Origin of the sequence: Bradyrhizobium sp., assembly GCF_036735945.1 — a bacterium.
Taxonomy (GTDB): Bacteria; Pseudomonadota; Alphaproteobacteria; order Rhizobiales; family Xanthobacteraceae; genus Bradyrhizobium.
On record NZ_DAINNI010000006.1, the window covers coordinates 1 to 24,784 of the forward strand.

Below are 24,784 nucleotides of genomic sequence, written 5' to 3' on the forward strand. Positions count from 1 at the left end.
GAAGGCATTTTCTGCAGATTCCGGGACCGACCAACGTGCCGGACCGGGTGCTGCGCGCCATGGATATGCCGACCATGGACCATCGGGGTCCGGAATTCGCCGAGGTCGGGCACGCGGTGCTGGCGTCCATGCAGCGGGTTTTCCGCACCAGGCAGCCGGTCATCATCTATCCGTCGTCCGGCACCGGCGCCTGGGAGGCCGCCCTGGTCAACACGCTGCAGCCCGGCGACAAGGTGCTGATGGCGGAAACCGGCCAGTTCGCCGTGCTGTGGCGCGGTATCGCTGAGAAATTCAAGCTCGACGTGGATTTCATCCCGGGCGATTGGCGCCATGGCGCCGACCTCGAGCAGATCGAGGCGCGGCTGTCGGCCGACAAGGCGCACAAGATCAAGGCCGTGTGCGTGGTCCATAACGAGACCTCGACCGGCTGCGTCACCCATCCGCAGGACGTCCGCAAGATCCTCGATCGCGTCAACCATCCGGCGCTGTTGATGGTCGACACCATCTCCGGTCTCGGCTCGCTGGAATATGAACACGATGCCTGGGGTATCGACGTGTCGGTGGCCGGATCGCAGAAGGGCCTGATGCTGCCGCCGGGCCTCGGCTTCAACGCCGTCTCGGAAAAGGCGCTCGCGGTCGCCAAGGCCAATCCGGCGATGCGCTCCTATTGGGACTGGCAGGAAGTCATCGCCATCAACAAGGCGGGCACCTGGCCCTATACGCCGGCGACCAACCTGCTGTTCGGCTTGCGCGAAGCGGTGAAGATGCTCGAGGAGGAGGGGCTGGATAATGTCTTCGCCCGCCACAAGCGCCACAGCGCTGCCACCCGCGCGGCGGCCAAGGTCTGGGGTCTCGAAACGCAGTGCCAGGAGCAGGGCGCGCATTCGCCGGCGCTGACCGGTGTCGTCATGCCGGAAGGCCATGACGCCGATAATTTCCGCAAGGTCGTGCTGGAGAATTTCGACATGTCGCTCGGCACCGGCCTGAACAAGATCAAGGGCAAGGTGTTCCGCGTCGGTCATATCGGCCACTTCAACGACCTCATGCTGATGGGCACGCTGTCGGGCGTCGAGATGGGCCTCGATCTCGCCAAGGTGCCGCATCGCGGCGGTGGCGTGCTCGCTGCCATGGAAGTTCTCAAGGGACGTGACGCCGTGTCGATGCCGAAGGCGGCCGTTGCCTGACCGTTTGACCTGACAAGAACAGAGAGAGCCGCCATGAACGCTCCGGTAGCTGCGACCGAAGACCTGATCTATTCCGTCGAGGACGGCATTGCCCGGCTGACGTTCAACCGTCCGCAGGCTCGCAACGCGCTGACGTTCGCCATGTACGAGCAGATGGCGGCGATCTGCGAGACCATCAACAACGACCGCTCGATCAAGGCGATGATCCTGACCGGCGCGGGCGACAAGGCGTTCGCATCGGGCACCGACATCTCCCAGTTCCGCGCCTTCAAGACCGCGCAGGATGCGCTTGACTATGAGGGGCGGATCGATCGCGTGCTCGGTGCGCTGGAGTCGTGCAGGGTACCCACCATCGCGGCGATCGCCGGCGCCTGCACCGGCGGCGGCGCCGGCATTGCGGCGTGCTGTGACATCCGCATCGGCACCGAGTCGACGCGGATCGGCTTTCCGATCGCGCGCACGCTCGGCAACTGCCTGTCGATGTCCAATATCTCCCGGCTGGTGTCGCTGGTCGGCCCTGCCAGGACCAAGGACCTGATCTTCAAGGCCCGGCTGGTCGAGGCGCCGGAAGCGCTGGCGCTCGGCCTGCTCAACGAGATCGTGCCCGATGTCGAGACGCTGCAGCGCCGCGCCGACGAGACGGCAAAGCTCGTTGCAGGACACGCGCCGATCACGCTCGAAGTCACCAAGGAAGCGGTGCGCCGCATCCGCCGGACGTTGAGCCGCGACGAGGGCGAGGACCTGATCCTGCGCGCCTATATGAGCGAGGATTTCCGCGAAGGCATGGACGCGTTCCTCAACAAGCGATCGCCGAACTGGAAGGGCAAGTAGGTTTGAAGCGGCGGTCGGCATGGATGCGAAGAGCCAGATTCTGTTTCTTTGTACCGGGAATTATTACCGAAGCCGCTATGCCGAAGAGCTCTTCAATTTCCGCGCCAGACGCGACGGATTAGCCTGGTCGGCGTTCTCCCGTGGATTGGCTGAAAAGGGTTCGCCCGACAATGTCGGGCCGATGTCTCCCTTTGCGCTTGAGGCGCTTTCGGCAAGAGGTATTGAGCCCGAGGGCACGCGGCGTCTGCCGATCTCCTGCTCCGCGGCTGACTTTACGGCGGCCGAGCTTATCATTGCCCTGAAGGACGACGAGCATCGACCGTTCGTCGCGAGCCGGTTTCCCGACATGCTTCCGCGGGTCGTTTTCTGGGACGTCGACGATGTGGCGTTTGCGCCGCCGGCGGTCGCGCTGGCGCAGATCGATGATCTGATCGATGGTCTCATCTCGGGATTGCGCAAGGCATGAACCGCGACGGCGTACGAGAGAGCGCCGCAGCCATCTTGCTTGATGAGGACGGCCGTCTTCTCATGCAACTGCGCGACAATGTTTCGGATATTCGCGAACCGGGAAAGATCGGGCTGTTCGGCGGTCGGCGGGAAGGCAACGAGAGCTTTCTCGATTGTATCGTGCGCGAAATCCGGGAAGAACTCGGCTATTATCTGCCGCCGGCGCGGTTCGAGCACCTCGCGCGATGGTCCGGTCCGGACTACGCGTCGCCGGACGGCACCATTCACGCCGAGCTCTTTCTCGCGCGCGAAGTGCCTGTTGCAGAGCTGACGATCGCGGAAGGCACCTTGAAGATTGTTGCAGTCGATGAGTTGGAACTGGTTCGACCCTTGCTGTCGCTGCCGACGCGTTATGCCCTCGATACGTTTCTGCCGCGCATGCGATCGCATAAGTGAATGCGAGCGCGCCGCCCTGGTCGGATCGACCAGGCGCAGCGCTTCATGTTGTCGTCTGGGTTGTGTCGGGTTGGTGACGTCTACGGCTTTTTCAGGCAAAGCCCAACGGTGGGCGTTGTGCCGCACTTTGCGCCATCGGGGGCGCCGCCGGATGGACAGAACACCGACACCAGGGTTTCGCTTGCTTCGCAACTGATCTGGCCGTCGGCCTGCACCGACCGCAGCGAAGCGCCGGCCGGTCCGGGATCGCCCTTGGCGCCGGGGGCACCCTGCGGTCCCTGCGGCCCTTGGGGACCCTGTTGTCCCTGCGCGCCAGCCACGCCTTGCACGCCCTGTGCGCCCTGCGGGCCGGCAGGTCCTTGCGGGCCGGCTTCCCCTTTCGGCCCCGGATCCCTGCCGCAGCCAGCGAGCATCACTGCCGCGCTGACCGCAACGGCAATTAGAATACTTCTCATCGCGTCTACTCCTCCAGATTGCTCGGGAACATTAAACGGTTGCACCTTCAGGCTTGCAACCGAAAAGCCGGCGCAGATCGCTTCGCGGAGCGGAGCCAACTTTCCATCTAATGCGAAAGTAATAGGCTGCGCGTTGCACCGCAGCTTGAACTGGTGGTATTTCGCTCGCAGGATGATGCGAGAGGTCAAATCTCGTTTTCCGGGCCCTAGAAAACTACAGGGAAGAAGCACGTGGGACATATTCTGAAAGTGGCAGCCGCTGTGACGGCGATGATTGCAAGCGCTCCGGCGCTCGCCTGGGAGCCGACCAAGCCGGTTGAAATCGTGGTTGCGGCGGGCGCCGGCGGCGCCTCGGACCAGATGGCGCGGATGATGCAGGCGGCGATCCAGAAGAACAATCTGATGAAGCAGCCGATGGTGGTCTCGCTCAAGGGCGGAGCGTCCGGCGCCGAGGCGTTGATGTACATGAAGTCCAGCGACGGCGATGCCAACAAGGTGCTGATCGCCTATTCGCTGATCTACATGCTGCCGCTGTCGGCCAAGATTCCCTTCAACTGGCGCGACCTGACGCCGGTGTCGGTGGTCGCCCTCGATCAGTTCGTGCTGTGGGACAATGCCGAAGGACCGAAGACGGTGAAGGACTTCATCGCCGCCGCGAAGGCTGCGGGTTCGCCGTTCAAGATGGGCGGCACCGGCTCCAAGCGCGAGGACCACGTGCTCACCGTGTTCATGGAGCAGAAGACCGGCGCAAAATTCTCCTATCTGCCCTACAAGTCCGGCGGCGAGGCGGCGACGCAACTGGTCGGCAAGCACACCGAGGCCAACGTCAACAATCCGTCCGAGAATCTCGAAGTCTGGCGCGCCGGCCAGGTCCGCGCGCTCTGCGTGTTCGACAAGGAGCGCATCTCCTACAAGACCAAGGTCACGGAGACGCAGTCCTGGAACGATGTCCCGACCTGCAAGGAGGAGGGGCTCGACGTGCAGTACCTGATGCTGCGCGCGATGTTCCTGCCCGGCAAGGTGACGCCTGAGCAGCAGGCGTTCTATGTCGATCTGTTCCAGAAAGTGACGCAGACGCCGGAGTACAAGGAATACATGGAGAAGCAGGCGCTCAAGCCGATCTTCCTTACCGGCAAGGACATGCTGAAATTCCTCGAAGAGGACGACAAGCTCAACGCGCAACTCATGAATGAAGCGGGCTTCGTGGCGAAATAACGCCACGGCGATCGTTACTCCTCCGCGTGGCCGTAGCCGGCCATGCGGAGGCGAACCTTCTCGATTTCCTCCTTCGACAGCAATGGCGGCGTGCCGATCTGCAGGCAGCCGTGATATTGCCGCGCCAGCGTCTCGACCTCGACCGCCAGCCACATCGCCTTTGGCAGCGAGGGCCCCATCGCGATCATGCCGTGGTGCTCGAGCAGGCAGGCCAGCCGCCCCTCCAGCGCGCGCACGGCATGCTCTGACAGTTCCTGGGTGCCGAAGGTCGCATAGGGCGCACAGCGGATCGTGTCGCCGCCGGCGACCGCGACCATGTAGTGAATCGGCGGAATCTCCATGCCCATGATCGCCAGCATGGTGCAGTAGGGCGGGTGGGCATGGACGATCGCCTGCACCTCCGGCCGCGCCTTGAAGATGTCGCGATGAAATCGCCACTCGCTCGACGGCCGCTGCGACGGATCGTGGTTGCCGTCGAGGTGCATGTAGACGATGTGGTCGGGCTTCATCGCTTCGTAGGGCGTGCCAGTCGGGGTGATCAGCATGCCGTCGCCATGGCGCAGGCTGATATTGCCCGACGTGCCCTGATTGATGCCTGACGCATTCATGCGCAGGCAGGCATCGATGATCGACTGGCGTTTTTCCCGGTCCCTGGTGGCAGGCATGTCGAACCCTCTTGCAGGCTGCGGACAATGCTTGATTATTGCGCCGCAGTATAGTCGAACATCGGGGTATGATGGCTGACCGGGAGTGATCATGACGCGCGCTGTGCTTGGCATCATCGGCGGATCCGGCATCTATGATTTGCCGGGGCTGGAGAATATCAGCGAAGAGGCCATCGACAGCCCGTGGGGCGAGCCGTCGGCGGCGCTCACACGGGGCGTCATCGCCGGGCTGCCGATCGTGTTTCTGCCACGGCACGGCAAGGGGCATGTATTGTCGCCCTCCGAAATCAACTACCGCGCCAATATCGATGTGCTGAAGCGGGCAGGCGTCACCGACCTGGTTTCCCTCTCGGCCTGCGGCTCGTTCAAGGAGGAGCTGCCGCCCGGCACGTTCGTGCTGGTCGATCAGTTTGTCGACCGAACCTACAAGCGCGAGAGTTCGTTCTTCGGCAAAGGCTGCGTCGCCCATGTCTCGATGGCTCATCCGGTGTCGCCGCGTCTGCATGTGCATCTCGCCGCCGCCGCCGAAGCCGAGGGGATCACGGTGGTGCGTGGTGGCACCTATGTCTGCATGGAGGGCCCGCAATTCTCCAGCCTGGCCGAGAGCGAGATGTACAGGAGGCAGGGGCATGCGGTGATCGGCATGACCAACATGCCCGAGGCAAAACTCGCCCGCGAGGCCGAGATCTGTTACGCCAGCGTGGCGATGGTCACCGATTTCGATTGCTGGCATCCGCATCATGATGCGGTCACCGTGCAGGACATCATCCGCGTGCTGAACGCCAATGCCGGCAGGGCCAAGGCGCTGGTGGCGTGTCTTGCCCGGGATTTCCCGCGCGAGCATGAGCCGTGCCCGATCGGTTCGGACAAGGCGCTCGATACCGCCCTGATCACGGCGCCGGAGGCGCGCGATCCAACATTGCTCGCCAGGCTCGACGCGGTGGCAGGCAGGGTGCTGAAGTCATGAAGGTGGACGGCCGCCATTTCCGCAGCATCTGGCTCGAAGCCGACGGATGGACGGTCGGCGCGATCGACCAGCGCCGGCTGCCGCATGAATTTGCGATCGTTCGCCTTGAGACTGCCGACGCGGCCGCGGATGCCATTCGCAGCATGCTGGTGCGCGGCGCCCCCCTGATCGGCGCCACGGCCGCTTTCGGCATGGCGCTGGCGGTGCGGGACGATCGTTCCGACGCCGCTATCGATCGCGCCCATGAATTCCTGATCGCGACGCGGCCGACGGCGATCAACCTGAAATGGGCGCTTGACGAGATGAAGCGCGTGCTCAAGCCGGTGCCGCCTTCCGAACGCGCGCAAATCGCCTATGCCCGCGCCGTCGAGATCGCCGAAGAGGATGTCGCGATCAACCGCGAGATTGGCCGGCACGGCCTGGCGCTGATCGAGCAGATCGCCGCCGCGAAGCCGCCGGGCGAGCCCGTCAACATCCTGACCCATTGCAACGCCGGCTGGCTTGCGACCGTCGATTGGGGCACCGCGACGGCGCCGATCTATCTGGCGCATGATCATGGCCTGAAGGTCCATGTCTGGGTCGACGAGACCCGGCCGCGCAATCAGGGGGCGTCGCTGACCGCCTGGGAACTCGGCCATCACGGCGTGCCCCACACGGTGATCCCCGACAACACCGGTGGCCACCTGATGCAGCACCGCATGGTCGATCTCGCCATTGTCGGCACCGACCGCGTGGCGGCCAATGGCGATGTCTGCAACAAGATCGGGACCTACCTGAAGGCGCTTGCCGCGCACGACAATAGCGTGCCGTTCTATGTTGCACTGCCGTCGCCCACCATCGACTTTAGTATCGACGACGGTATCGGCCAGATACCGATCGAGCAGCGCAGCGCCGACGAAGTGTCCATGATGACCGGGCGGACCGCCGACGGGCGGATGGAGACCGTGCGCATTGTTCCCGAGGGATCGCCAACGGCCAATTATGCCTTTGACGTGACGCCGGCGCGGCTGGTGACGGGACTGATCACCGAGCGAGGCCTGCTTCGGCCCGAGCGTGCTGCACTTGCGAGCGCATTCCCGGAGCGCAGCACCGGACATTGACGGCGGCGACGTCGGCACGTATCCCCCTCCGCAAGCGTCGCACCGGGGTTTTTCGTCTCCATGTCCAATACCGATATCGAAATCGTCGTCGACGATCCGACCGCGCCTGAGGCCAATTCGCCGCAAGTTGCGAGCGTCCGGGTGGTCGACGTGGTCGTCTCGCTGCTGCTGCTCGCGCTCGCGATCACGCTCGGTCTCGACAATTGGCGGACCGGGGCGGGATGGGAATCCACCGGACCGCAGCCTGGCTATTTCCCGTTCTACCTGTCGATCGTCCTCGGCGGCGCCAGCCTGTACGGGCTGGTCGCCGCGTTCCTGTCGCGCCGGGAGGCTTCCGAAAGCTTCGTGACGCGGGCGCAGCTTCGCCGCGTGCTGGCGGTGTTCGTGCCGACGCTGCTGTTCGTCCTCGCGACGCAGTTCCTCGGGCTCTATGTCGCGAGCTTCCTGCTGGTCGCAGGCTTCATGCGCCTCGTCGGCAAGATCGCGCTGTGGAAGTCGCTGCTCACCGCCTTCGTGTTCACCGCCGTGATGTTCGTGACCTTCGACGTCGCCTTCGATGTCATCATGCCGAAGGGCCCGCTCGAAGCGGCGCTCGGCCGCTGACGAACCGATGGGATTGACCTGATGGAAGCCCCGTAAATGGAAGCTTTGGGCCTCTTGATGCACGGCTTTGCCGTGCTGCTGACCTGGAAGACGCTGCTGTTGATGATGACCGGGCTGGTGCTCGGCATTTTCGTCGGCGTGCTGCCCGGCCTCGGCGGTCCCAACGGGGTCGCGATCCTGCTGCCGCTGACGTTCACGATGGACCCGACCTCGGCCATCGTGATGCTGTCCTGCATCTATTGGGGCGCGCTTTTCGGCGGCGCCATCACCTCGATCCTGTTCAACATCCCGGGCGAGGCATGGTCGGTCGCGACCACGTTCGACGGCTATCCGATGGCGCAGCAGGGCAAGGCGGCGGAGGCGCTGACTGCGGCCTTCACCTCGTCCTTCATCGGCTCGCTGGTCGCGGTGATGCTGATCACCTTCCTGGCGCCGATGATCTCCTCCTTTGCGCTGAAATTCGGGCCGCCGGAATTCTTTGCGGTCTATCTGCTCACCTTCTGCTCGTTCGTCGGCCTCGGCCGCGAGGCCAAGCACAAGACGGTGATTTCGATGTCGCTCGGCCTGCTGCTGGCCGGCATCGGCATGGACACCGTGTCCGGCCAGTTGCGCATGACGTTCGGCTCGGCCGAACTGCTGCGCGGCGTCAACTTCCTGGTCGCCGTCATCGGCCTGTTCGGCATCAGCGAAATCCTGCTCACCATGGAGGAACGCCTGGCGTTGCGCGGCCACGCCGCCGGCATCTCGCTCCGCGTCGTGCTGTCGGTCTGGAAGGACCTGCCGAAATACTGGGTGACGCTGGTGCGCTCCTCCTTCATCGGCTGCTGGCTCGGCATCACCCCGGGCGGCGCGATCGCCGCGTCCTTCATGGGCTACAACCTCGCCAAGCGGTTTTCGAAAGACCAGGACAATTTTGGCAAGGGCCGCATCGAGGGCGTGTTCGCGCCGGAAACCGCGGCGCATGCGTCCGGCACCGCGGCGTTGCTGCCGATGCTGGCGCTCGGCATTCCCGGCTCCGGCACCGCGGCGATCCTGCTCGGTGGGTTGATGGTGTGGGGCCTCAATCCCGGACCGCTGCTGTTCGTCGAGCACAAGGATTTCGTCTGGGGCCTGATCGCCTCGATGTATCTCGGCAATGTCGTCGGCCTCGTGCTGGTGCTGACGACGGTGCCGATCTTCGCCTCGATCCTGCGGGTGCCGTTCGCGGCGGTGGCGCCGATGATCGTGGTGTCCTGCGCGATCGGCGCCTATGCGATCCAGAACGCGATGTTCGACATCTGGCTGATGCTGGGCTTCGGCATCGTCGGCTACGTCTTCAAGAAGATCGGCGTCCCGCTGGCGCCGTTCACGCTGGCGCTGGTGCTCGGCAACCGCGCCGAGGACGCGTTCCGCCTGTCGATGATCGGAGCCGGCGGCGATCTGAAGGTGTTCTGGTCGAACGGCCTGGTCGGTTCGATCACGACGCTGGCGATCGTGCTGCTGTTCTGGCCCATCATCGACAAGGCCTTCGGCAGCGTCGCGCGGATGTGGCGGCCGGCGAAGGCGTAGTCGAGGACGTTCGACGAGGAACCAGCCTGTCATCCACTCCGGCGGAGGATCAAGTACGCCGCGGCTCCTCGGTTCAATCACAGAGGTCTCTGGAGCCCTGGGTCGCCGGTCAAGCCCTATTGGACGCACACATCTCTTGCTAGGCGAATATGTCCGCACCACTTTGCGTGAGGTTCACGAACGTGCCGCTCTCAGACAATTTCAGCCAGCTGCGAGCTATCGCAAGCTCAAGGCCGGCGGTGCATTCAGCGAACGTGGCCTTATCGCCGAAGAGAAGAGGCCGTTGAGCTTCTCGGTGTAGATTCTGCCATCCTGGACGGTCTCAAAGGGCTTGTGCATGCTCCATGAGGCGCCGAGCTGCCTGCTCGGGGATCGGAATAGGGCGCGATTGGCCGTCAATTTTACTGGCGATTCTCATCGTTTCCAATGCTTGGAAAATGGCACGGCATGGCTGATTCTGTCATGCCAGTTTGGCACGATGTTCACAGAACCTGCGGCGCCGCATCTGCTGCAGACCAGGCGCCGGCCGATTATCGACTAAGGCAGATCACGGGCAGGTGTCCAGATGGACATCAACCATGCGGCGGTCGCATTTACCACCCGAACACTGGATTGCAGGTTACATGGCCGCGAGCCATTCCGCCGGGGGATTATTTGCCAGTCGATCGGACGTGTCGCTGTTGCTGAGCCTTCGGCTATGATTCCACCGGCGACGGAGACTCGCGAGTTGTCCATCTATTGGGATCGGGAACTGTCGCGAGGTACAGGCCGTTGTGGTACCACGGCCGGTGGAAAACATCGCATTCGGATCATGGCCCTATGAAGCAAAGCCTTTTCGTTATCCTGGCTTGCCTTGCCTTGCCTTGCCGCGACGCTTCCGGTCCGGTCCTTCGCGCAGGATCGTGTGACAGATGATTCCAACAGGCAAGCCCGCGAGCACTGGCAATCTCGCGTCAACGCGGACCGTGAACGGCTAGAACAGCGGCGAAAAGAACTGCGGCTCGAACGCGAGAAGCGACTTGCGCCAAAGCGGGAGGAACTGCGGCTCGATCGGGAGAAGCGAATTGAACCGAAGCAAGAGGAGCTCAGACTCGATCGCGAGAAGCGACTGGGGGCAAAGCAAGAAGAGCTCAGATTGGATCGCGAAAACAGGCTCGGGCCGAAGCAAGAAGAGATCAAGCAAGATCGCGAGAACCGCATTGAACCGAAGCATGAACAGTTGAAGCGAAAAATCGAGAAACAGGACGACCTGCGGCAGGGAGTACGTTAGCGGCACACGTTCCGTCCGCCCTGTTGTTTACAAACAGACGTACCGGGCGGAGGGACCTGGGGCGGCTGGACCGGCAAGACGGTGGGCCCTGTCACAGCGCATGCCTGTGCTGGGCAAGTTGCTGGGACTGAGTCGCCAGGGCCGGAACATACGGATCGCATCCACCCATTGAAGCATTGGCAGCTGCATTTCGCCTGGGCATTTGTTGCGTAGGCAAGCCAAACACTCAAAGCGGCGATTGTCAGAGAACGCATCATTTTGATTGCTCCAATCGGTGTAGATAGGCCTCATGCGAGAGCATTCCTTGGTACGCGTCGACACAATTCAAACTAATCCGAGAGTCAGTTGCCTTCGGCTGCCTTTATGGGTTTCAACAAAATCCTGGACAGCAGGTGGCACATCGCACATGCGAAGATCGCAGCGGCGCCGGAGTTCTGACGCGACGTCTTGCGAGACATCTTCGGACCAGCGCTCCCCGGTGTTGAAGGCGATTACACGAATCGGATTCGTGTATTGCCCGGACATTCCCGGATGACCGTCTCAAGATCGGTGCCTTCGTAATCCGCCTCAGCGCAGGCTCTGCCAATTCGACCAAAATCATAAACAACCAAATAGACCGTCTGATCATCCCGCTCGGCACAATGGAGGGCATCCAACTCCTAGGCACAATGAACTCCCCGCTACAAAACGGGGATTCAAGCCGACGCGCGCAGATTCGTTCCGCTGATCGGCGTCACCCTTCCAGTGCCTGGTAAACGGGACGGCTCACCCGATTCTGTCATGCCAGTTTGGGGCGCGGTTCACAGATCCTACCGCACCGCATTCCTTGCAGACAAGGCGAGCACCGATCTTCGACCAAGGCAGGTTTTGAGGCAGCGTTTCCAGGTGGACATCGACCATCGACCGTGCGGCGATCGCAATTACCGCCCGAACATTGGATGTTGCAGGTTTCATGGCCGTCTGCGATCCAATCCGCCGGGCCGCCTGGTGGGTATTTGTCTGTCCGTCGTGTGGGTCGTGGCGAAGCCATTGCTGGTTCCGCAACTGACGGCAGACCGCAACTCACCCATTTGTAGGGATGAGGAACCGGTCAAGGCACAGCCTGTGTAGTACGGAGAACATTCAATAACTTCATTCAAAACACCGAGAGCGTGATGCATATTCTTATGATCGCTGTGGTTACTCCGGTTGCCAGTGTTCCGGTCGCGTGCTTTGCGCAGGATCGCGCCACCAGCGATCCGAGCAAGCAGAGCCGAGAGGAATGGTAATCTCTGGTCAACGAAAATCGTGAACGACTGGCACAGCGCCGCGAAGAATTAAAGCGCGCGGAACGGCTTGGACCCAAGCGGAAGCAGTTGAGACTCGCTCGCGAGAAGCGACTTGAGCAAGCAAGAAGAGCTCGGATTGGATCGCGAAAAAAGGCTCGGACCGAAGCAAGACGAGATTAAGCAAGTTCGCAGGAACTACATTGAACCGAAGCGTGAACAGTTGAAGCGAGAGATCGAGAAACAAGACGACCTGCGGCAAGGGGTCACGTTAACGGCACACGCTGCGCCCGCCCTGTTGACGACAAGCAGATGTACCGGGTGGGGGAACCTGATCAGGCTGGATCGGCAGTAGGTGGGGCCCGACACCGCGCACGCTTGCGCCGGGCATGTTGCTCGCCAGGACCGGAGCAGACGGATCGCATCCATCCATTGACGCACTGGTAACCGCATTTCGCCTGCGCCTCGCTTGAGTAGATCAGACCTGGACCCAACATGACGATGGTCAAAAACCGCGTCACTAAGCAATTCCGATCGCGCCGGCCCATCGCGAGGTACCGCGAAGTCACCACGGATGATTCCGCGGCCGGCGGCAGGACGCAAATTATCTACCCGTGGTGGATCGGAGTGGGGCTGAGGTACAGCGACCCGGGGGTCATGGTGCGACTCAAAGAAAATGCCGTAGCCGCGCGACCTCGGGCACAATATCTTCCGTCAAAATTGCTTGCACCAAGGGAGGCTGAGCCTGCGTATGTATCTCGTAGAGATGCCGCGCTCCAGCCGGCTTCGCCATGAATTCACGAATACATTCATCCAGCGTGCCATCGAGCAACAGATAGGGACCAGGAGCTTGATGGCTGCGCTGGTTATTCAATGAAGGCCACTTCCGAAGAACAGCTGGCGCGTCAAAATTGACGTGATGGCCGGGACCGGTCGCGGGCGGATCGCTGTCTATCACTCATTCACCCAGATCGACGCATTGCATTGAAGGCAGCAAAGAACGCAGATGGTGGATTGTTTTTTGATGCTCGGCATTCGCAGGTACAGAGGCGGGACGCCATCGCATTTGGGACACTGGCTCGGTGCATCGCGCGGTAATGGCTGCACAGCACATCTCCATTCGATAGGGGGGCGGCTGGATTTACTGTTTTTCCTATGTACACGCCTCAAAGTGGGCTCATGATCGTGGGGACGAGTCATGAAGAACGAGTTGGAACAAATGTCGACCGATGATCTGTTCGCACTTCACGAACAGATGGTGGCGGTCCTCAGATCGAGGTTGGCGACAAAAAAGGTCGCGCTCGAACGTCGATTGCAGCAACTCAATCAGCAATCAAAGCTAATGGAGACGGTGAAGCCCGGCCCGTGGGGGCTACTAATGACCCTCGGACACTTCGGCTGCGCGTGGAAGCTTCTGCCGTTTTTATCGAATCTTTGAGCCTCTCGATCTCTGCTCTTCGAGTGAGAAGATCGGCTGCCGTCTGGAAAAGGTATTGCTCGTCGAAAACCCGGACTACTTTTTTCATGTTTAGCCCCTTACGCCCGCACTGCACCAAACAGTGCAAAAATAACCATCGGCGGCCACGAAATATGTGTGCCAGTTCACTATATGGCTGAAAAAAGGCGGGCGAATGCAATGACGCAGCGCAACCTGCACTGGAATCAAGCAAAATAAACTTGTGCCCACCATTTGTTCCGTATTCGGAACAACTCCGTAGTCTTACGGGTTAGCTAGCCAATCCAAACTACGGAGAGACTGATGACAACCCTGCAAGCAATTGCTTTTGGCGCCATGCTCGCCTGGACTCCATCGCTCGTTGTTTTGGCGGCCTCTCTATGGGACGCCCCCGAACTCGATGGAATGGATTGATCGCAGTGCCATTCACTGCGTCAGGGCAAGCAAGCCGCGCTCTGCCCTTCAATTTACCCCACAATCCATCCGATGCGGTGTCAATCGGCGTTGGAATGGGACCCTCGTATTGCCGCACTTGCGAATGTTATCCTGACGGTGCCATTGCGACTGACGACGCGATGACGATTGATCGACCAGGCCGGGTGGTTTTCCCGGCTTGCTCGACGAGAGGGGCTGTGGGCGGATCGGGCCCTACATAGCCCGAGCCGTCCGCAACCCCCGGGCAATGGGCAGCGGTCCGCCGAGCGGCGCCTCGACCAACGGTTCGGCAGCCTTTCGTCTAAGCGCCCTCAGTAGACGCTGCACGATCGAATGCTGTCTCGTCCCGAACTCCTCAAGGTATTTCTCGCTCAGCCGGCCGACGATGGCGAGTGCGGTCAGCTGCGGCTGTGCGGCTAACTAGTTCTCGATCATAGCAATATGTGGGTCGAGCTTGGACGGCATGCGAACCTTGGTCTTATAAGGTCGACGGGAGGTGCGTTGCGCGCGGCTCGCCGACCTTCATCGTCGTGCCGAGCGTCTTCGCAACAGTCGCTGCGGTCGTCGGTGAGTGCGTTGCAGGCTGCGCGACTGTCCGGCACGACGGTCGACACGATTGCCGAGTTCCTCTTGGGTTGCGGGAATCTCGGCCAAGAGCGCAACAGGATCGAGCGAGCGATACTGATCGCGCAGCCGCGTCTTCACGGCCGCGGCCACCTGGGATGCGCCAGCGCGCGCTGGTAGGGCGTCAACGGAGCATGGTAGCGCTTGATCACTTTCGCCCCTTCGCGACGCATCTCCTTCAGCTTGAACGACGGCTGGAAGAAGTTGACGTAGAGCCGTGCCGCCGCATAGAGGCGGCCCATCGCGCGCGCCGTCCCGAGGCCGTCGAAGCGGCCGTAGCCCATCAGACGAGCGGAATTATGCCGTTGATTTGGGTGGGGACGGAAGCGGGATATTTTTGAATTTGGGGATTGACATGATTTCGGAAAACCAGAAGTTGTCCGTCGAACAATCACAGATGTCGTAGAGGGTGGGCAAAGCGACCTGTCCGCCGTAGCTCGAAGAGCGAAGGCGGAAGCGTGCCCACCATTGCAGGGTCAATGCGGATGGATGGTGGGCACGTCGCTGGCGCTCCTTTACCCACCCGGCGGTTCGTCATCCCGGCAGCATTCGCTTCGGCAGGCTGAATGCTAGTCGGTAGAGCGGCAGGCTTTCGATAACGGTGTGGTGCTCGGCGGGAAGCGCCTTGCGTAGATGATGCAGGGCGTCGCGGACGGCGGCTTCGTCGAGGCCCTCGATCAGCAGCAGCGCGGCGAAGGAGCCGTCATTGTCCCGCATGCCCTTCTCTTTGGTTTTGATCGAGGTCTGCGCGGTGTCGGTGAGCAGGAGCCGCGCGGCGATGATGCGGTCGAGGCGCGCCAGATCGGCGACGAACGCCGCGGCGTCCCAGGAGGGGATGGCGTCGAGGCGCAACGGCGCGACGATGCCGCCCTGGCCGACGCCGGCCGCCGCCGCGACGCGGCCGCCGCCGCGCGCGAAATTGCCGAGCCGGGGCATGACGCGTTGCGACCACGGCGTCGGCGCGTTCAGCCGCGCCAGATAGTCCGCGCCGCCGACGACACGTTCATCCTCGAGCTCGTACAGGATGAAGTAGCGGTTCACCGATGCGCCAAGCGCGCGAAAGATGCGGCAGGCCAGGAATCCCGTGACGCCGACCCGCTCGGCGGCGTGTTCGCGGGTGATCCAGTGCGCCCAGTCGGTTTCATCCTGCGGCGCGAGATCGCTCCAGATGGCGAGATAGCCGGCTCCCTGCATGTCAGCCTCCATTCTTCAGGTTGGGCCGACGCGCACGGGCGCGGGCAGTGACGCCGGCAGTTGGCCCACAGCCTGCAGCGCGGCCTGCATCGCGACGATGTAGCCGTAAGGGCCGAGGCCTGCGATCACGCCTTTCACCGCCGCCGAGAGTTTTGAGTGGCGATGCAACTCGTCGCGGGCGTGGATGTTGGAGATATGGACCTCGTAGATCGGGCCTTCGAAGATCTTCATGGCGTCGTAGATCGCGATCGAGGTGAAGGAGTAGGCGGCGGGATTGATGATGAGGGCGTCGGCCGTGCCGCGCGCAGACTGGATCAGGTCGACCAACTCGCCCTCATGGTTCGACTGGTGAAACGCCAGTTGCGTGCCGGTAAAGGCGGCGAACTCCTCGCAGGACGCCTTGATGGCACCCAGCGTAGTCGAGCCGTAGATGTGCGGTTCGCGGATGCCGAGCATGTTCAGGTTCGGGCCGTTGAGGATCATGATGCGCATGGAATGCCTTTCATGGGAAAATGACGGGGCAGTGTAGCGGGTCGCGGCGGCATGTCAGCCGGCAAACCATTTCGCCGGAACGGTGACGAGCGCCGGAAACAGGATCATCAGCAGCAGCACGATCAATTGGGCAATCATGAACGGCCAGACGCCCTTGATGATGTCTTCCATGCTGATGCGCGACACCCCGCAGACGACGTTGAGGACGATGCCGACCGGCGGGGTGATCAGTCCGATCGAGTTGTTGATAATGAAGAGCACGCCGAAATAGACCGGGTCGATTCCTGCCTGCTTGACGATGGGCATCAGGATCGGCGTCAGGATCAGGATGGTCGGCGTCATGTCGAGCGCGGTGCCGACGACCACGACCAGCGCCATGATCGCGAGCATCAGCAGCGTCTTGTTGCCCATGAACGGGCGGACCAGATCGACCACCTGCGTGGCGATCTCGGAGATCGTGATCAGCCAGGAGGAGACGAGGGCGGCTGCGACCAGGAACATGACGACGCTGGTGCTGAGCGCGGCCGAGACGAAGACTTCGTAGAGTTCGCCGAACTTCAGCTCGCGGTAGACGCAGGTGGAGACGAACAGCGCGTAGACGGCGACGACCACCGCGGCCTCGGTCGGCGTGAACACGCCGAAGCGGAGGCCGAAGATGATGATCGCGGGCAGCATCAGGGCCCAGAAGCCGTCGATGAAGGCCCAGACGATCTCGCGCAGCGACTTGCGCGGCGGGCTGGCGATATTTTCCCCGCGGGCGACCCACCACCAGGCGAAGCAAAGTCCGATGCCGAGCATCAATCCCGGAAAGATGCCGGCCAGGAACAGTTTCGAGATCGAGACGCCGCCGGTGACGCCGAACAGCACAAAGCCGATGCTTGGCGGAATGACCGGCCCGATGACGCCGCTGGCGGCGACAAGCCCCGCCGCATGCGTCTTGCGATGGCCGGCCGCGACCATCATGGGCACCAGCAGGGCGGCGAGCGCGGCAGCGTCGGCGGCAGCCGAGCCCGACAGCGAGGAAAGCACGCACGCCGCGAGGATCGTGACGTAGCCGAGACCGCCCTTGACGTGGCCGACCAGCGCCAGCGCGACATTGACGATGCGCCGGGCAAGGCCGCCACGGTTCATCAATTCGCCCGCGAGCATGAAGAACGGCACCGCCATCAGCGGAAAGCTGTCGGCGCCGTTGATGATGTTCTGGGCGACGATCTGGGAGTCGAAGACGCCGAGCGAGTGCATCAGCGCGACGCCGCAGACGATCAGCGCGAAGGCGATCGGCATGCCCAGCGCCATGGCGCCGAGCAGGGAGAAGGTGAATACGGCGAGCGTCACGCGCGTCTACCCGATGCCGGAGCCCGGTCAGACATTCTCTTCGCTTTCCTTCACCGATATGAGGTCTTCCTCGCTCGCGGCGCCTGACAGCACGCGGAACAGATCCAGCAGCAGGATCACCGCGGCGGAAACGCCGAACACGAGGCCGGAGGAATAGAAGAACAGCCCGACCGAAATGCCGGAGGCGGGCGCGCTGTCGCCGAAGGTGATCACCGCCTGTTTCCAACTCCCCAGCGTCAGCAGCCAGTCGGCGTAGAGCATCAGGAGATAGCTCGCGACGAAGCAGATCTTCCTGCCGAGCGGAGGGAGCGCGCGAACCAGGGTGTCCACGCCGAGATGGGCGTGCTGGCGCAGCGCGACGATCGCGCCGAGGAAGGTGAGCCAGACCAACAGCCAGCGCGACAGCTCTTCCGATGTCGCGATCCCCGAGTTGAAGAGATAGCGCAGCGTGACATTGGTGAAGACCAGCACCACCATCGCCGCCAGACAAAGCGCGATCGCGACCTTGAGCAGGCGGCAATAGAGGTCGATCAGCCGTTCGACGGCAGCCACGGCTATTTGCCGCCGCGGATGCGCGCCAGTTCGCTGCTGAAGAGCTTTACCCGCGCCGGATCATATTCTCCGGAGAATTTCTCGATCACGCCTTTGGTCGCGTCCTGCATGCGGGCATATTCGGCCGGCGCAATCTCGTTGAACTGCATTCCCTTCGCCTTGAGCTCGCCAAGCGACTTTTCCGCGGCCGCGACGGTCTGGTCGCGCTGGTACTGGCGGGTGTCGGCGAAGGTATCGCGGAACATCTTCTGCTCCTCAGGCGAAAGGCCGTCCCAGAACTTCTTGCTGACGATGATGACGTTCTGCGTGAAGGTGTGGTTGGTCGCCGAGACGTATTTCTGCACCTCGAAGAACTTGTTGGAGAGGATGACGCTGTAGGGATTCTCCTGGCCGTCGACCGTCCGGTTCTCCAGCGCGGTGTAGAGTTCGCCGAAGGCCATCGGCACCGGGTTGGCCTTCAGCGCCTTGAAGGTTTCGAGATAGACCGGGTTCGGGATGACGCGCAGCTTCAGCCCGGCAAAATCCTCGACCTTGGCAATCGGCCGGCTCGAATTGGTCGCGTTGCGGAAGCCGAGCCCCCAATAGCCGAGACCGATCAGCTCCTTCTCCGGCAGCGTGTCGAGCATCGCCTTGCCGAAGGCGCCTTGCGCCAGCGCTTCGGCCTGTTCGAAGGTGCTGACGATGAAGGGGAAGTCGAACAGGCCGAGGTCCTTGACGACGCTGGCGAGCGAGGTCGTCGAGGCCGAGAGGATTTCCTGGGTGCCGCCGCGCACCGCCGACTGCTGCTGCATCTCGTTGCCGAGCTGGGAAGCGGCGAATTCACGGATTTTCAGCTTGCCGCCGCTCTTGGCCGCCAGCACCTCGGCGAACTTCTGCACACCGAAGCTGACCGGGTGGTCCGTGTTGTTGAGGTGACCCCAGCGGATCGTCCGTTCCTGCACCTGGGCTGAAGCCGGTGTGACCAGCAGCGCGCACAGGCTGGCGGCTGCGCAGAACATTCCCATCCGCATGGCGGTTTTCTCCCATTTCGCGATCTCAGGTGTCGCGGTGGGAAACATAATTCATATGGCAAAGGTAAAGTCAAAATATAAAATCAGTGTCATCATATGAAATAGAACGTGTATGATGCTTGGATGAGGCTTGAGAGGAATCGGCCGGCATGGCACTGCCGGGCCGCAGCGCGCGCAGGAATCGGCATGACACTGATCGATCGGACGGATGAGCAGGAAGCGGTCGGCGACGACGGCTATCGCCGTATCCGCACCGACATCGTGTTCGGCCGGCTGCGTCCGGAGCAGAAACTCAGGCTCGAAGGCCTGAAGGAGGACTATGGCGTCAGCGTCTCCACGCTGCGCGAGATCCTCAGTCGCCTTGCCGCGGAAGGCTTTGTGCTGGCGGAAGGCCGCCGTGGGTTCGAAGTCGCGGCCGTATCGGCCGCCAATCTGAGAGAGCTCGCCGAGCTGCGGCTATTGCTGGAATCGCATGCGATGCGGATTTCCTTCGGCCATGCCGACGTCGAGTGGGAAGGGCGCGTGGTCTCCGCGCACCACAAGCTGGCGTCCACCGACCGGTTGATGGAGAAGGGGCTCGGCGAGCTCGAGAAATGGAAGCGCTATGACGGCGAATTCCACCAGGCGCTGATTTCCAACTGCGGCTCGCGCACGCTGATGGAGACGCATGCGCTCGTGTTCGACAAATACTTCCGCTACCAGATGGTCGCGTTCAGCTACCGCGGCAGCGAGCCGGCCGAGCAGCACAAGGCGCTGCTGGATGCCGCGCTGAAACGCGACGCCGAGGCGGCGGTCGCGACGCTACAGGTGCATGTGAACAATTGCGTCGAGCACGCGCTGGCGACGGCGGCGCTGAAGTAGCGGTTGAACCCCTTGAGCGGCAGGGTCACCAAGTAATTCGTCTTGCACCGCAAGGGGATAGACGGGTTGCTTCGCTGGGCGTGAGAGTAGTTTTATACCACCTTGCGCTGGCGCAGTTCCGCGATTTCGTCCTTGGCAAAACCGAATTCTTCCAGCACTTCCTCTGTCTGCTCGCCGAATTCCGGCGGCCGCGCGGCCATCTTGCTCGGCGTGCGCGACAGCGTGACCGGCTGGCCGACGAGCTGGATGTGGCGGTTCTCGTCGTTCGGCACGTGCTGGGCGATGCCGAGATGCCTGACCTGGGCATCATCGAACATCTGGTCGATCGAATAGATCGGGCCGCACGGCACGCCGGCCTCGTTCAATTCCCGGACCCAGGTCTCCGTCGATTTCTTCTCGGTGAGCTTGCCGATGGCGGCGTTGAGCGCATCGCGGTTCTTCGAGCGGAGGGGCGCGGTGGCATAGTCGGGGTTGGTGATCAGTTCGGGCGCGCCGATCGCCTGCGCGCAGCGTTCCCAGATCCGCCCGCCGGTCGTGGCGATGTTGATATAGCCGTCGGAGGTCTTGAAGACGCCGGTCGGGATCGAGGTCGGATGGTTGTTGCCGGCCTGTTTGGCGACTTCCTTCTCCATCAGCCAGCGCGACGCCTGGAAATCCAGCATGAAGATCTGGGCCTGCAGCAGCGAGGTCTGCACCCACTGGCCCTCGCCGGAGACGTCGCGCTCCAATAGCGCGGTGAGGATGCCGATGGCGCAGAACAGCCCGGCGGTGAGGTCGGCGACGGGGATGCCGACCCGCATCGGGCCCTCGCCGGGCGCACCGGTGACCGACATCAGCCCGCCCATGCCCTGCGCGATCTGATCGAAGCCAGGCCGCTTGTGGTAGGGCCCATCCTGGCCGAAGCCGGAGATGCTGCCATAGACGATGCGGGGGTTGATCCGGCGCAGGCTCTCATAGTCAATGCCCAGCTTGGCCTTCACATCGGGGCGGAAGTTCTCGACCACGACGTCCGCCTTGGCGGCGAGGCGCTTGAACACCTCGAGGCCCTTCGGGTCCTTCAGGTTCAGCGTCATCGCCCGCTTGTTGCGGTGCAAATTCTGGAAGTCCGAGCCGCGGCGCGGGCCGCCCGGCTGCTCGCCACCGCTATCCTCGAGCAGCGCGTCGACCTTGATGACGTTGGCCCCCCAGTCCGCCAACTGCCGGACGCAGGTCGGTCCGGAGCGAACGCGGGTGAGATCGAGCACGGTGAAGCGGGAAAGGGCCTGCGAAGCGCGTGGGAAAGGCATTGAGAAACCTTGTTTTTTTGAATTTTCGCGGGTGGGGAGAGCAGCCCGGTGCGACTTAAACAAATCTTGCGCCGATTTCCAACAGCTTGTTCGGCATTCCACCGAAGGGGCGGCGGCACACGGATGGGTTGTTGATCGGTGGCCTGCTCGGTTTTAGCTTCCGTAAAAATACGGGGTTTTGTCCGGGCGGCGGTGCATGGCAAAGCAGGGCCGATTGGTGGATAAGCATTGATGGCGCAGTCCTGCCGTGTAGGTTGGCGAATCCTTGGTAATCGAATGAACGGCAGGCGGACCTGATCGATGAAGAACAGCCTTTTCGATGGCGTCTGGCCTCCTGCAGCTGATGACACCGACAACGGGGTGATCATTGCGGCTCGCGACGGGTTCGGGACCGACGACGGCGGCTCGCTTCCCTCGGCGGCCGGGGGCGCGGCTATGACGACGGTCAGTGCCGCCAAGCCGGTCGCGTCGATCGCAACGCTCGCCGACTACCTCATCACCGGCTTCTGGCAATACAATGCCACCGTCGCCCATTTCTTCCCCTCCAGCACCATCAGCTACAACATCACCGGGTTGAACGCGTCGGAGCAGTTCCTCGCGCAGACGGCGCTGCAGGCATGGTCCGAGGTCGCCAGCATCACCTTCGTCCAGACTTCGGGCGCGGCGAATATCACCTTCACCCATAACGGCACGATGCAGGCCTACACCACCGGCAACTGGCCGGGCGGTTCGATCACCGACCAGTTCGTCAACATCTCGACCGACTGGGTGACCAACGACGGCGGCGCCAACGACGGCAAGACCGGCATCGACAGCTACGCCTACCAGACCTATTTGCACGAAATCGGGCATGCGATCGGCCTTGGCCATCAGGGTCCGTACAATGGCAGCGCGTCGTATTCGACCGACGCGCTCTATGCCAACGACACCTGGCAATATTCGCTGATGTCGTATTTTTCGGAGCCCAACTACTCCGGGAGTTCGTACCGGTACGTGGTCACGCCGCAGATGGCCGATATCTACGCGGTGGCCTTGATGTACGGCGCGGCTACCACGACCAGGGTCGGCAATACCGTTTATGGCTTCAACAGCAATGCGGGCGCGGTATTCAGCTTCGGCAACTACAGCCCGGCGCCGGCGCTGACCATTTATGACAGCGGCGGCAACGATACGCTCGATTGCTCCGGCTATTCATCGGCCCAGACCATCGACCTGCATCCCGGCGCATTCTCGTCGATTGGAGGGCTCGTCAACAACATCGGCATCGCGCTTGGCACGGTCATCGAAAAGGCCATCGGCGGCAGCGGCCGCGACACCCTGATCGCAAGCGACCTGAGCTGCACGCTGTCGGGCGGTGGCGGCAACGACACGCTGATTGGCGGTGCGGGATCTGACACGCTGATCGGCGGCTCCGGCGTCGACACCATGACGGGTGGCGCCGGCGGTGACACGTTTGTGTTTCGGCCGGGCGATACATCGGCCGCGAGCGGCCAGCATGATCGCATCACGGACTTCGTGTCAGCTCTGGATCACGTCGATCTCAGCGGCATCGACGCGATCAGCGCAACGGGTGGCTACGATCAGTTCCGCTTCCTGGCCACTGCAGGCTTCGACGGCATCGCCGGCGCGCTCGATTATTTCTACAACAGCGCTCTCGGCGTGACTACGCTTCAGGGCGATACCAATGGCGACGGCATCGCCGATTTCTCGATCGATATCTCGGGCAATGTGACGATCAGCGGCGCCGATGTGATCGGCACCGCCGCTGCCGTCGCCCTGGAGTCGTTCGGCGCGACGTCTTTGACCTTCTACGGAAGCTACTATTATCTTTACGCCGATGGCACCTCGACCGGACCTTCGCTGAAATATGCCGGCTCCCCGTTTGTTTCGGGACAGTTCGGCGCCATCACACCGATCGCCGGCGAGCAGACATCGGGCGGTTACGTCGTTGCCTGGAAGGTCCCCGGCGCCGACCAGTATGTGGTGTGGACCACCGACGCCAACGGCAACCAGATTGCGAATGTCACCGGGGTCGTTTCCGGAAGCAGCGAGGTGCTGCAAGGATACGAGACCACGTTCCACCAGGACCTCAATGGCGACGGCACCATTGGCGTCGCCGGGACGGTGATCGAATCGTTCGGATCGACCAGCCTGGTCAAGGTTTCAAGCAACTATCGTCTCGGCAGCAGCGGCCCGACCTTGAAGTACGGCGGCGCAGCCTATGTTGCCGGACAGTTTGGCGCCGTTGCACCGATCGGTGCCGAGCAGACCTCCGGCGGTTTCGTCGTTGCCTGGAAGGTGCAGGGCGCCGACCAGTACGTGGTGTGGACCACCGACGCCAACGGCAACCAGATCGCCAATGTCACCGGCGTCGTGTCAGGAAGCAGCGCCGCGCTGCAGGGATATGAGACCACGTTCCACCAGGACCTCAATGGCGACGGCACCATTGGCCCAGCCGGGACGGTGATCGAATCGTTTGGATCGACCAGCCTCGTCCAGATGGCGGGCAACTTCTATCTCGGCAGCAGCGGCCCGACCTTGAAATACGCCGGCGCTCCCTTCGTCGCAGGGCAGTTTGGCGCCACTACACCGATCGGTGCCGAGCAGACCTCAGGCGGTTTCGTCGTTGCCTGGAAGGTGCCCGGCGCCGACCAGTACGTGGTGTGGACCACCGACGCCAACGGCAACCAGATTGCGAACGTGACCGGGACCGTTTCAGGGTCCAGCGCCGCGCTGCAGGGCTACGAGACCACGTTCCACCAGGACCTCAATGGCGACGGCACCATCGGCGTCGCCGGGACGGTGATCGAATCGTTTGGATCGACCAGCCTGGTCAAGATCGAAAGCAACTTCTATCTGGGCAACAGTGGCCCGACCTTGAAGTACGCCGGATCTCCCTTTGTTGCCGGACAATTCGGCGGCGTTACGCCGATCGGTGCCGAGCAGACCTCGGGTGGTTACGTCGTTGCCTGGAAGGTGCCCGGCGCCGACCAGTACGTGGTGTGGACCACCGACAGCAACGGCAACCAGATTGCGAACGTGACCGGGACCGTTTCAGGGACCAGCGCGGCGCTGGAAGGATACGAGACCACGTTCCACCAGGATCTCAACGGCGACGGCACCATCGGCGTGCCTCCCGGACAGGCTGCGCCTGGTCAAGCGACGATCGCTCAGGACAGTGCAATCGTCACAGGTTTCGGATCTGGCCAGGCCTTCACCTTCCCGTCGCTGTCCGATTTGAACGTGATCGGACATTCCGGTGCAGCGATCGACAGCGCAACGCCCGCCGGTTTGGAGCCGCTGTCAGGTCAAAACGATGCGCACCCCGGCCTTGCCGGCAATTTCCACGACGCTGCAACGACCAATCCGGATTGGCTTGCACATCTTCTACACCAGGGCGACTTCCATCTCGTGTGAACGACGCATCTGATCGCGGCTCAAGCCGCGTTCCCGCGTTCGAAATGCGAGCCGGAGCGGAATAGCCTGGACCGAACTGGCCTATTTGCTTCAGGCACCCGGTCGACTAAAAGCCA

23 protein-coding genes are annotated in these 24,784 nt (G+C 62.4%); 13 read left to right on the forward strand and 10 right to left on the reverse strand.

The window, feature by feature from the left end:
• The 4 genes from V7E26_RS03615 to V7E26_RS03630 form a co-directional block, all read left to right on the forward strand.
• A partial coding sequence (locus tag V7E26_RS03615) for a pyridoxal-phosphate-dependent aminotransferase family protein (protein ID WP_324413573.1) occupies positions 1-1,184 on the forward strand: 1,184 nt, incomplete at its 5' end.
• 33 nt (positions 1,185-1,217) lie between these two features.
• Entirely contained in the window at positions 1,218-2,015 is a 798-nt protein-coding gene (locus V7E26_RS03620; RefSeq protein WP_324413575.1) for an enoyl-CoA hydratase/isomerase family protein, read from the forward strand.
• Between the two features lie 19 nt (positions 2,016-2,034).
• Complete coding sequence (locus V7E26_RS03625; protein ID WP_324413576.1) at positions 2,035-2,481, forward strand: arsenate-mycothiol transferase ArsC; 447 nt, start codon at positions 2,035-2,037, stop codon at positions 2,479-2,481.
• Positions 2,478-2,918, forward strand: a complete 441-nt coding sequence (locus V7E26_RS03630; protein ID WP_324413579.1) for an NUDIX domain-containing protein — start codon at positions 2,478-2,480, stop codon at positions 2,916-2,918. Before V7E26_RS03625 ends, V7E26_RS03630 begins: the two co-directional genes overlap by 4 nt.
• Before the next feature lie 80 nt (positions 2,919-2,998).
• On the opposite strand, the gene V7E26_RS03635 is transcribed toward V7E26_RS03630, so the two are convergent.
• Positions 2,999-3,373 carry a hypothetical protein gene (locus V7E26_RS03635; protein WP_324413581.1) on the reverse strand — a complete coding sequence of 125 codons (375 nt, stop codon included), beginning with the start codon at positions 3,371-3,373 and terminating at the stop codon, positions 2,999-3,001.
• 270 nt (positions 3,374-3,643) lie between these two features.
• Between V7E26_RS03635 and V7E26_RS03640 the strand changes: the two genes are divergently transcribed.
• Positions 3,644-4,588, forward strand: coding sequence for a tripartite tricarboxylate transporter substrate binding protein (locus V7E26_RS03640; RefSeq protein WP_442893350.1), 945 nt, complete (start codon positions 3,644-3,646; stop codon positions 4,586-4,588).
• A 14-nt stretch (positions 4,589-4,602) separates the two neighbouring features.
• Here the strand turns inward: V7E26_RS03640 and V7E26_RS03645 are convergent, their stop codons facing one another.
• Positions 4,603-5,253: an L-fuculose-phosphate aldolase gene (locus V7E26_RS03645; RefSeq protein WP_324413585.1), complete on the reverse strand. Its 651-nt coding sequence runs from the start codon at positions 5,251-5,253 to the stop codon at positions 4,603-4,605.
• A gap of 91 nt (positions 5,254-5,344) precedes the next feature.
• Here V7E26_RS03645 and V7E26_RS03650 point away from each other — a divergent pair, with 91 nt between their 5' ends.
• The 5 genes from V7E26_RS03650 to V7E26_RS03670 all read left to right on the forward strand — a co-directional run bounded on the left by V7E26_RS03650 (position 5,345) and on the right by V7E26_RS03670 (position 10,741).
• A complete protein-coding gene (locus V7E26_RS03650; protein ID WP_324413587.1) occupies positions 5,345-6,220 on the forward strand; it encodes an S-methyl-5'-thioadenosine phosphorylase in 876 nt (291 codons plus the stop codon).
• Positions 6,217-7,320, forward strand: a complete 1,104-nt coding sequence (gene mtnA, locus V7E26_RS03655) for an S-methyl-5-thioribose-1-phosphate isomerase (protein WP_324413589.1) — start codon at positions 6,217-6,219, stop codon at positions 7,318-7,320. The genes V7E26_RS03650 and mtnA overlap by 4 nt, the downstream gene beginning before the upstream one ends.
• A 60-nt stretch (positions 7,321-7,380) precedes the next feature.
• A complete protein-coding gene (locus tag V7E26_RS03660) occupies positions 7,381-7,923 on the forward strand; it encodes a tripartite tricarboxylate transporter TctB family protein (protein WP_324413591.1) in 543 nt (180 codons plus the stop codon).
• A gap of 36 nt (positions 7,924-7,959) precedes the next feature.
• Positions 7,960-9,471, forward strand: a complete 1,512-nt coding sequence (locus tag V7E26_RS03665) for a tripartite tricarboxylate transporter permease (RefSeq protein ID WP_324413593.1) — start codon at positions 7,960-7,962, stop codon at positions 9,469-9,471.
• Between the two features lie 904 nt (positions 9,472-10,375).
• Positions 10,376-10,741, forward strand: a complete 366-nt coding sequence (locus V7E26_RS03670) for a hypothetical protein (RefSeq protein ID WP_324413595.1) — start codon at positions 10,376-10,378, stop codon at positions 10,739-10,741.
• A 1,932-nt stretch (positions 10,742-12,673) separates the two neighbouring features.
• On the opposite strand, the gene V7E26_RS03675 is transcribed toward V7E26_RS03670, so the two are convergent.
• On the reverse strand, positions 12,674-12,964 hold the full coding sequence (locus V7E26_RS03675) for a hypothetical protein (protein ID WP_324413597.1): 291 nt from the start codon (positions 12,962-12,964) through the stop codon (positions 12,674-12,676).
• A 240-nt stretch (positions 12,965-13,204) separates the two neighbouring features.
• Here V7E26_RS03675 and V7E26_RS03680 point away from each other — a divergent pair, with 240 nt between their 5' ends.
• Positions 13,205-13,444, forward strand: a complete 240-nt coding sequence (locus tag V7E26_RS03680; protein WP_324413599.1) for a hypothetical protein — start codon at positions 13,205-13,207, stop codon at positions 13,442-13,444.
• A 1,154-nt stretch (positions 13,445-14,598) separates the two neighbouring features.
• Here the strand turns inward: V7E26_RS03680 and V7E26_RS03685 are convergent.
• The 6 genes from V7E26_RS03685 to V7E26_RS03710 all read right to left on the reverse strand — a co-directional run bounded on the left by V7E26_RS03685 (position 14,599) and on the right by V7E26_RS03710 (position 19,104).
• Positions 14,599-14,805, reverse strand: a complete 207-nt coding sequence (locus V7E26_RS03685; protein WP_324413600.1) for a hypothetical protein — start codon at positions 14,803-14,805, stop codon at positions 14,599-14,601.
• Positions 14,806-15,055: 250 nt separating this feature from the next.
• Positions 15,056-15,715, reverse strand: coding sequence for a hypothetical protein (locus V7E26_RS03690; protein ID WP_324413602.1), 660 nt, complete (start codon positions 15,713-15,715; stop codon positions 15,056-15,058).
• A gap of 15 nt (positions 15,716-15,730) precedes the next feature.
• On the reverse strand, positions 15,731-16,207 hold the full coding sequence (locus V7E26_RS03695) for a type II 3-dehydroquinate dehydratase (RefSeq protein ID WP_324413604.1): 477 nt from the start codon (positions 16,205-16,207) through the stop codon (positions 15,731-15,733).
• 54 nt (positions 16,208-16,261) lie between these two features.
• Complete coding sequence (locus V7E26_RS03700) at positions 16,262-17,542, reverse strand: TRAP transporter large permease subunit (protein WP_324413606.1); 1,281 nt, start codon at positions 17,540-17,542, stop codon at positions 16,262-16,264.
• A gap of 27 nt (positions 17,543-17,569) precedes the next feature.
• Positions 17,570-18,094 carry a TRAP transporter small permease gene (locus tag V7E26_RS03705; RefSeq protein ID WP_324413607.1) on the reverse strand — a complete coding sequence of 175 codons (525 nt, stop codon included), beginning with the start codon at positions 18,092-18,094 and terminating at the stop codon, positions 17,570-17,572.
• A gap of 2 nt (positions 18,095-18,096) precedes the next feature.
• Complete coding sequence (locus V7E26_RS03710; RefSeq protein ID WP_324413609.1) at positions 18,097-19,104, reverse strand: TRAP transporter substrate-binding protein; 1,008 nt, start codon at positions 19,102-19,104, stop codon at positions 18,097-18,099.
• Positions 19,105-19,290: 186 nt separating this feature from the next.
• Between V7E26_RS03710 and V7E26_RS03715 the strand changes: the two genes are divergently transcribed.
• Complete coding sequence (locus V7E26_RS03715) at positions 19,291-19,965, forward strand: GntR family transcriptional regulator (protein ID WP_324413611.1); 675 nt, start codon at positions 19,291-19,293, stop codon at positions 19,963-19,965.
• 92 nt (positions 19,966-20,057) lie between these two features.
• Here V7E26_RS03715 and V7E26_RS03720 read toward each other — a convergent pair whose 3' ends face one another.
• Positions 20,058-21,251: a CaiB/BaiF CoA transferase family protein gene (locus tag V7E26_RS03720; protein WP_324413613.1), complete on the reverse strand. Its 1,194-nt coding sequence runs from the start codon at positions 21,249-21,251 to the stop codon at positions 20,058-20,060.
• A gap of 300 nt (positions 21,252-21,551) precedes the next feature.
• On the opposite strand from V7E26_RS03720, the gene V7E26_RS03725 reads away from it, so the two are divergent.
• Complete coding sequence (locus tag V7E26_RS03725) at positions 21,552-24,668, forward strand: M10 family metallopeptidase C-terminal domain-containing protein (RefSeq protein ID WP_324413615.1); 3,117 nt, start codon at positions 21,552-21,554, stop codon at positions 24,666-24,668.
• Positions 24,669-24,784 lie beyond the last annotated feature (116 nt).

What these genes read in the sequence shown, in the direction of transcription:
- V7E26_RS03620 (WP_324413575.1), top strand. Translation starts at nt 1,218, where the DNA reads ATGAACGCTCCGGTAGCTGCGACCGAAGACCTGATCTATTCCGTCGAG.
- V7E26_RS03665 (WP_324413593.1), top strand. Translation starts at nt 7,960, where the DNA reads ATGGAAGCTTTGGGCCTCTTGATGCACGGCTTTGCCGTGCTGCTGACC.
- V7E26_RS03680 (WP_324413599.1), top strand. Translation starts at nt 13,205, where the DNA reads ATGAAGAACGAGTTGGAACAAATGTCGACCGATGATCTGTTCGCACTT.
- V7E26_RS03685 (WP_324413600.1), bottom strand. Translation starts at nt 14,805, where the DNA reads ATGGGCTACGGCCGCTTCGACGGCCTCGGGACGGCGCGCGCGATGGGC.
- V7E26_RS03720 (WP_324413613.1), bottom strand. Translation starts at nt 21,251, where the DNA reads ATGCCTTTCCCACGCGCTTCGCAGGCCCTTTCCCGCTTCACCGTGCTC.
- mtnA (WP_324413589.1), top strand. Translation starts at nt 6,217, where the DNA reads ATGAAGGTGGACGGCCGCCATTTCCGCAGCATCTGGCTCGAAGCCGAC.
- V7E26_RS03715 (WP_324413611.1), top strand. Translation starts at nt 19,291, where the DNA reads ATGACACTGATCGATCGGACGGATGAGCAGGAAGCGGTCGGCGACGAC.
- V7E26_RS03650 (WP_324413587.1), top strand. Translation starts at nt 5,345, where the DNA reads ATGACGCGCGCTGTGCTTGGCATCATCGGCGGATCCGGCATCTATGAT.
- V7E26_RS03695 (WP_324413604.1), bottom strand. Translation starts at nt 16,207, where the DNA reads ATGCGCATCATGATCCTCAACGGCCCGAACCTGAACATGCTCGGCATC.
- V7E26_RS03690 (WP_324413602.1), bottom strand. Translation starts at nt 15,715, where the DNA reads ATGCAGGGAGCCGGCTATCTCGCCATCTGGAGCGATCTCGCGCCGCAG.
- V7E26_RS03710 (WP_324413609.1), bottom strand. Translation starts at nt 19,104, where the DNA reads ATGCGGATGGGAATGTTCTGCGCAGCCGCCAGCCTGTGCGCGCTGCTG.
- V7E26_RS03725 (WP_324413615.1), top strand. Translation starts at nt 21,552, where the DNA reads ATGAAGAACAGCCTTTTCGATGGCGTCTGGCCTCCTGCAGCTGATGAC.
- V7E26_RS03630 (WP_324413579.1), top strand. Translation starts at nt 2,478, where the DNA reads ATGAACCGCGACGGCGTACGAGAGAGCGCCGCAGCCATCTTGCTTGAT.
- V7E26_RS03645 (WP_324413585.1), bottom strand. Translation starts at nt 5,253, where the DNA reads ATGCCTGCCACCAGGGACCGGGAAAAACGCCAGTCGATCATCGATGCC.
- V7E26_RS03635 (WP_324413581.1), bottom strand. Translation starts at nt 3,373, where the DNA reads ATGAGAAGTATTCTAATTGCCGTTGCGGTCAGCGCGGCAGTGATGCTC.
- V7E26_RS03660 (WP_324413591.1), top strand. Translation starts at nt 7,381, where the DNA reads ATGTCCAATACCGATATCGAAATCGTCGTCGACGATCCGACCGCGCCT.
- V7E26_RS03640 (WP_442893350.1), top strand. Translation starts at nt 3,644, where the DNA reads ATGATTGCAAGCGCTCCGGCGCTCGCCTGGGAGCCGACCAAGCCGGTT.
- V7E26_RS03625 (WP_324413576.1), top strand. Translation starts at nt 2,035, where the DNA reads ATGGATGCGAAGAGCCAGATTCTGTTTCTTTGTACCGGGAATTATTAC.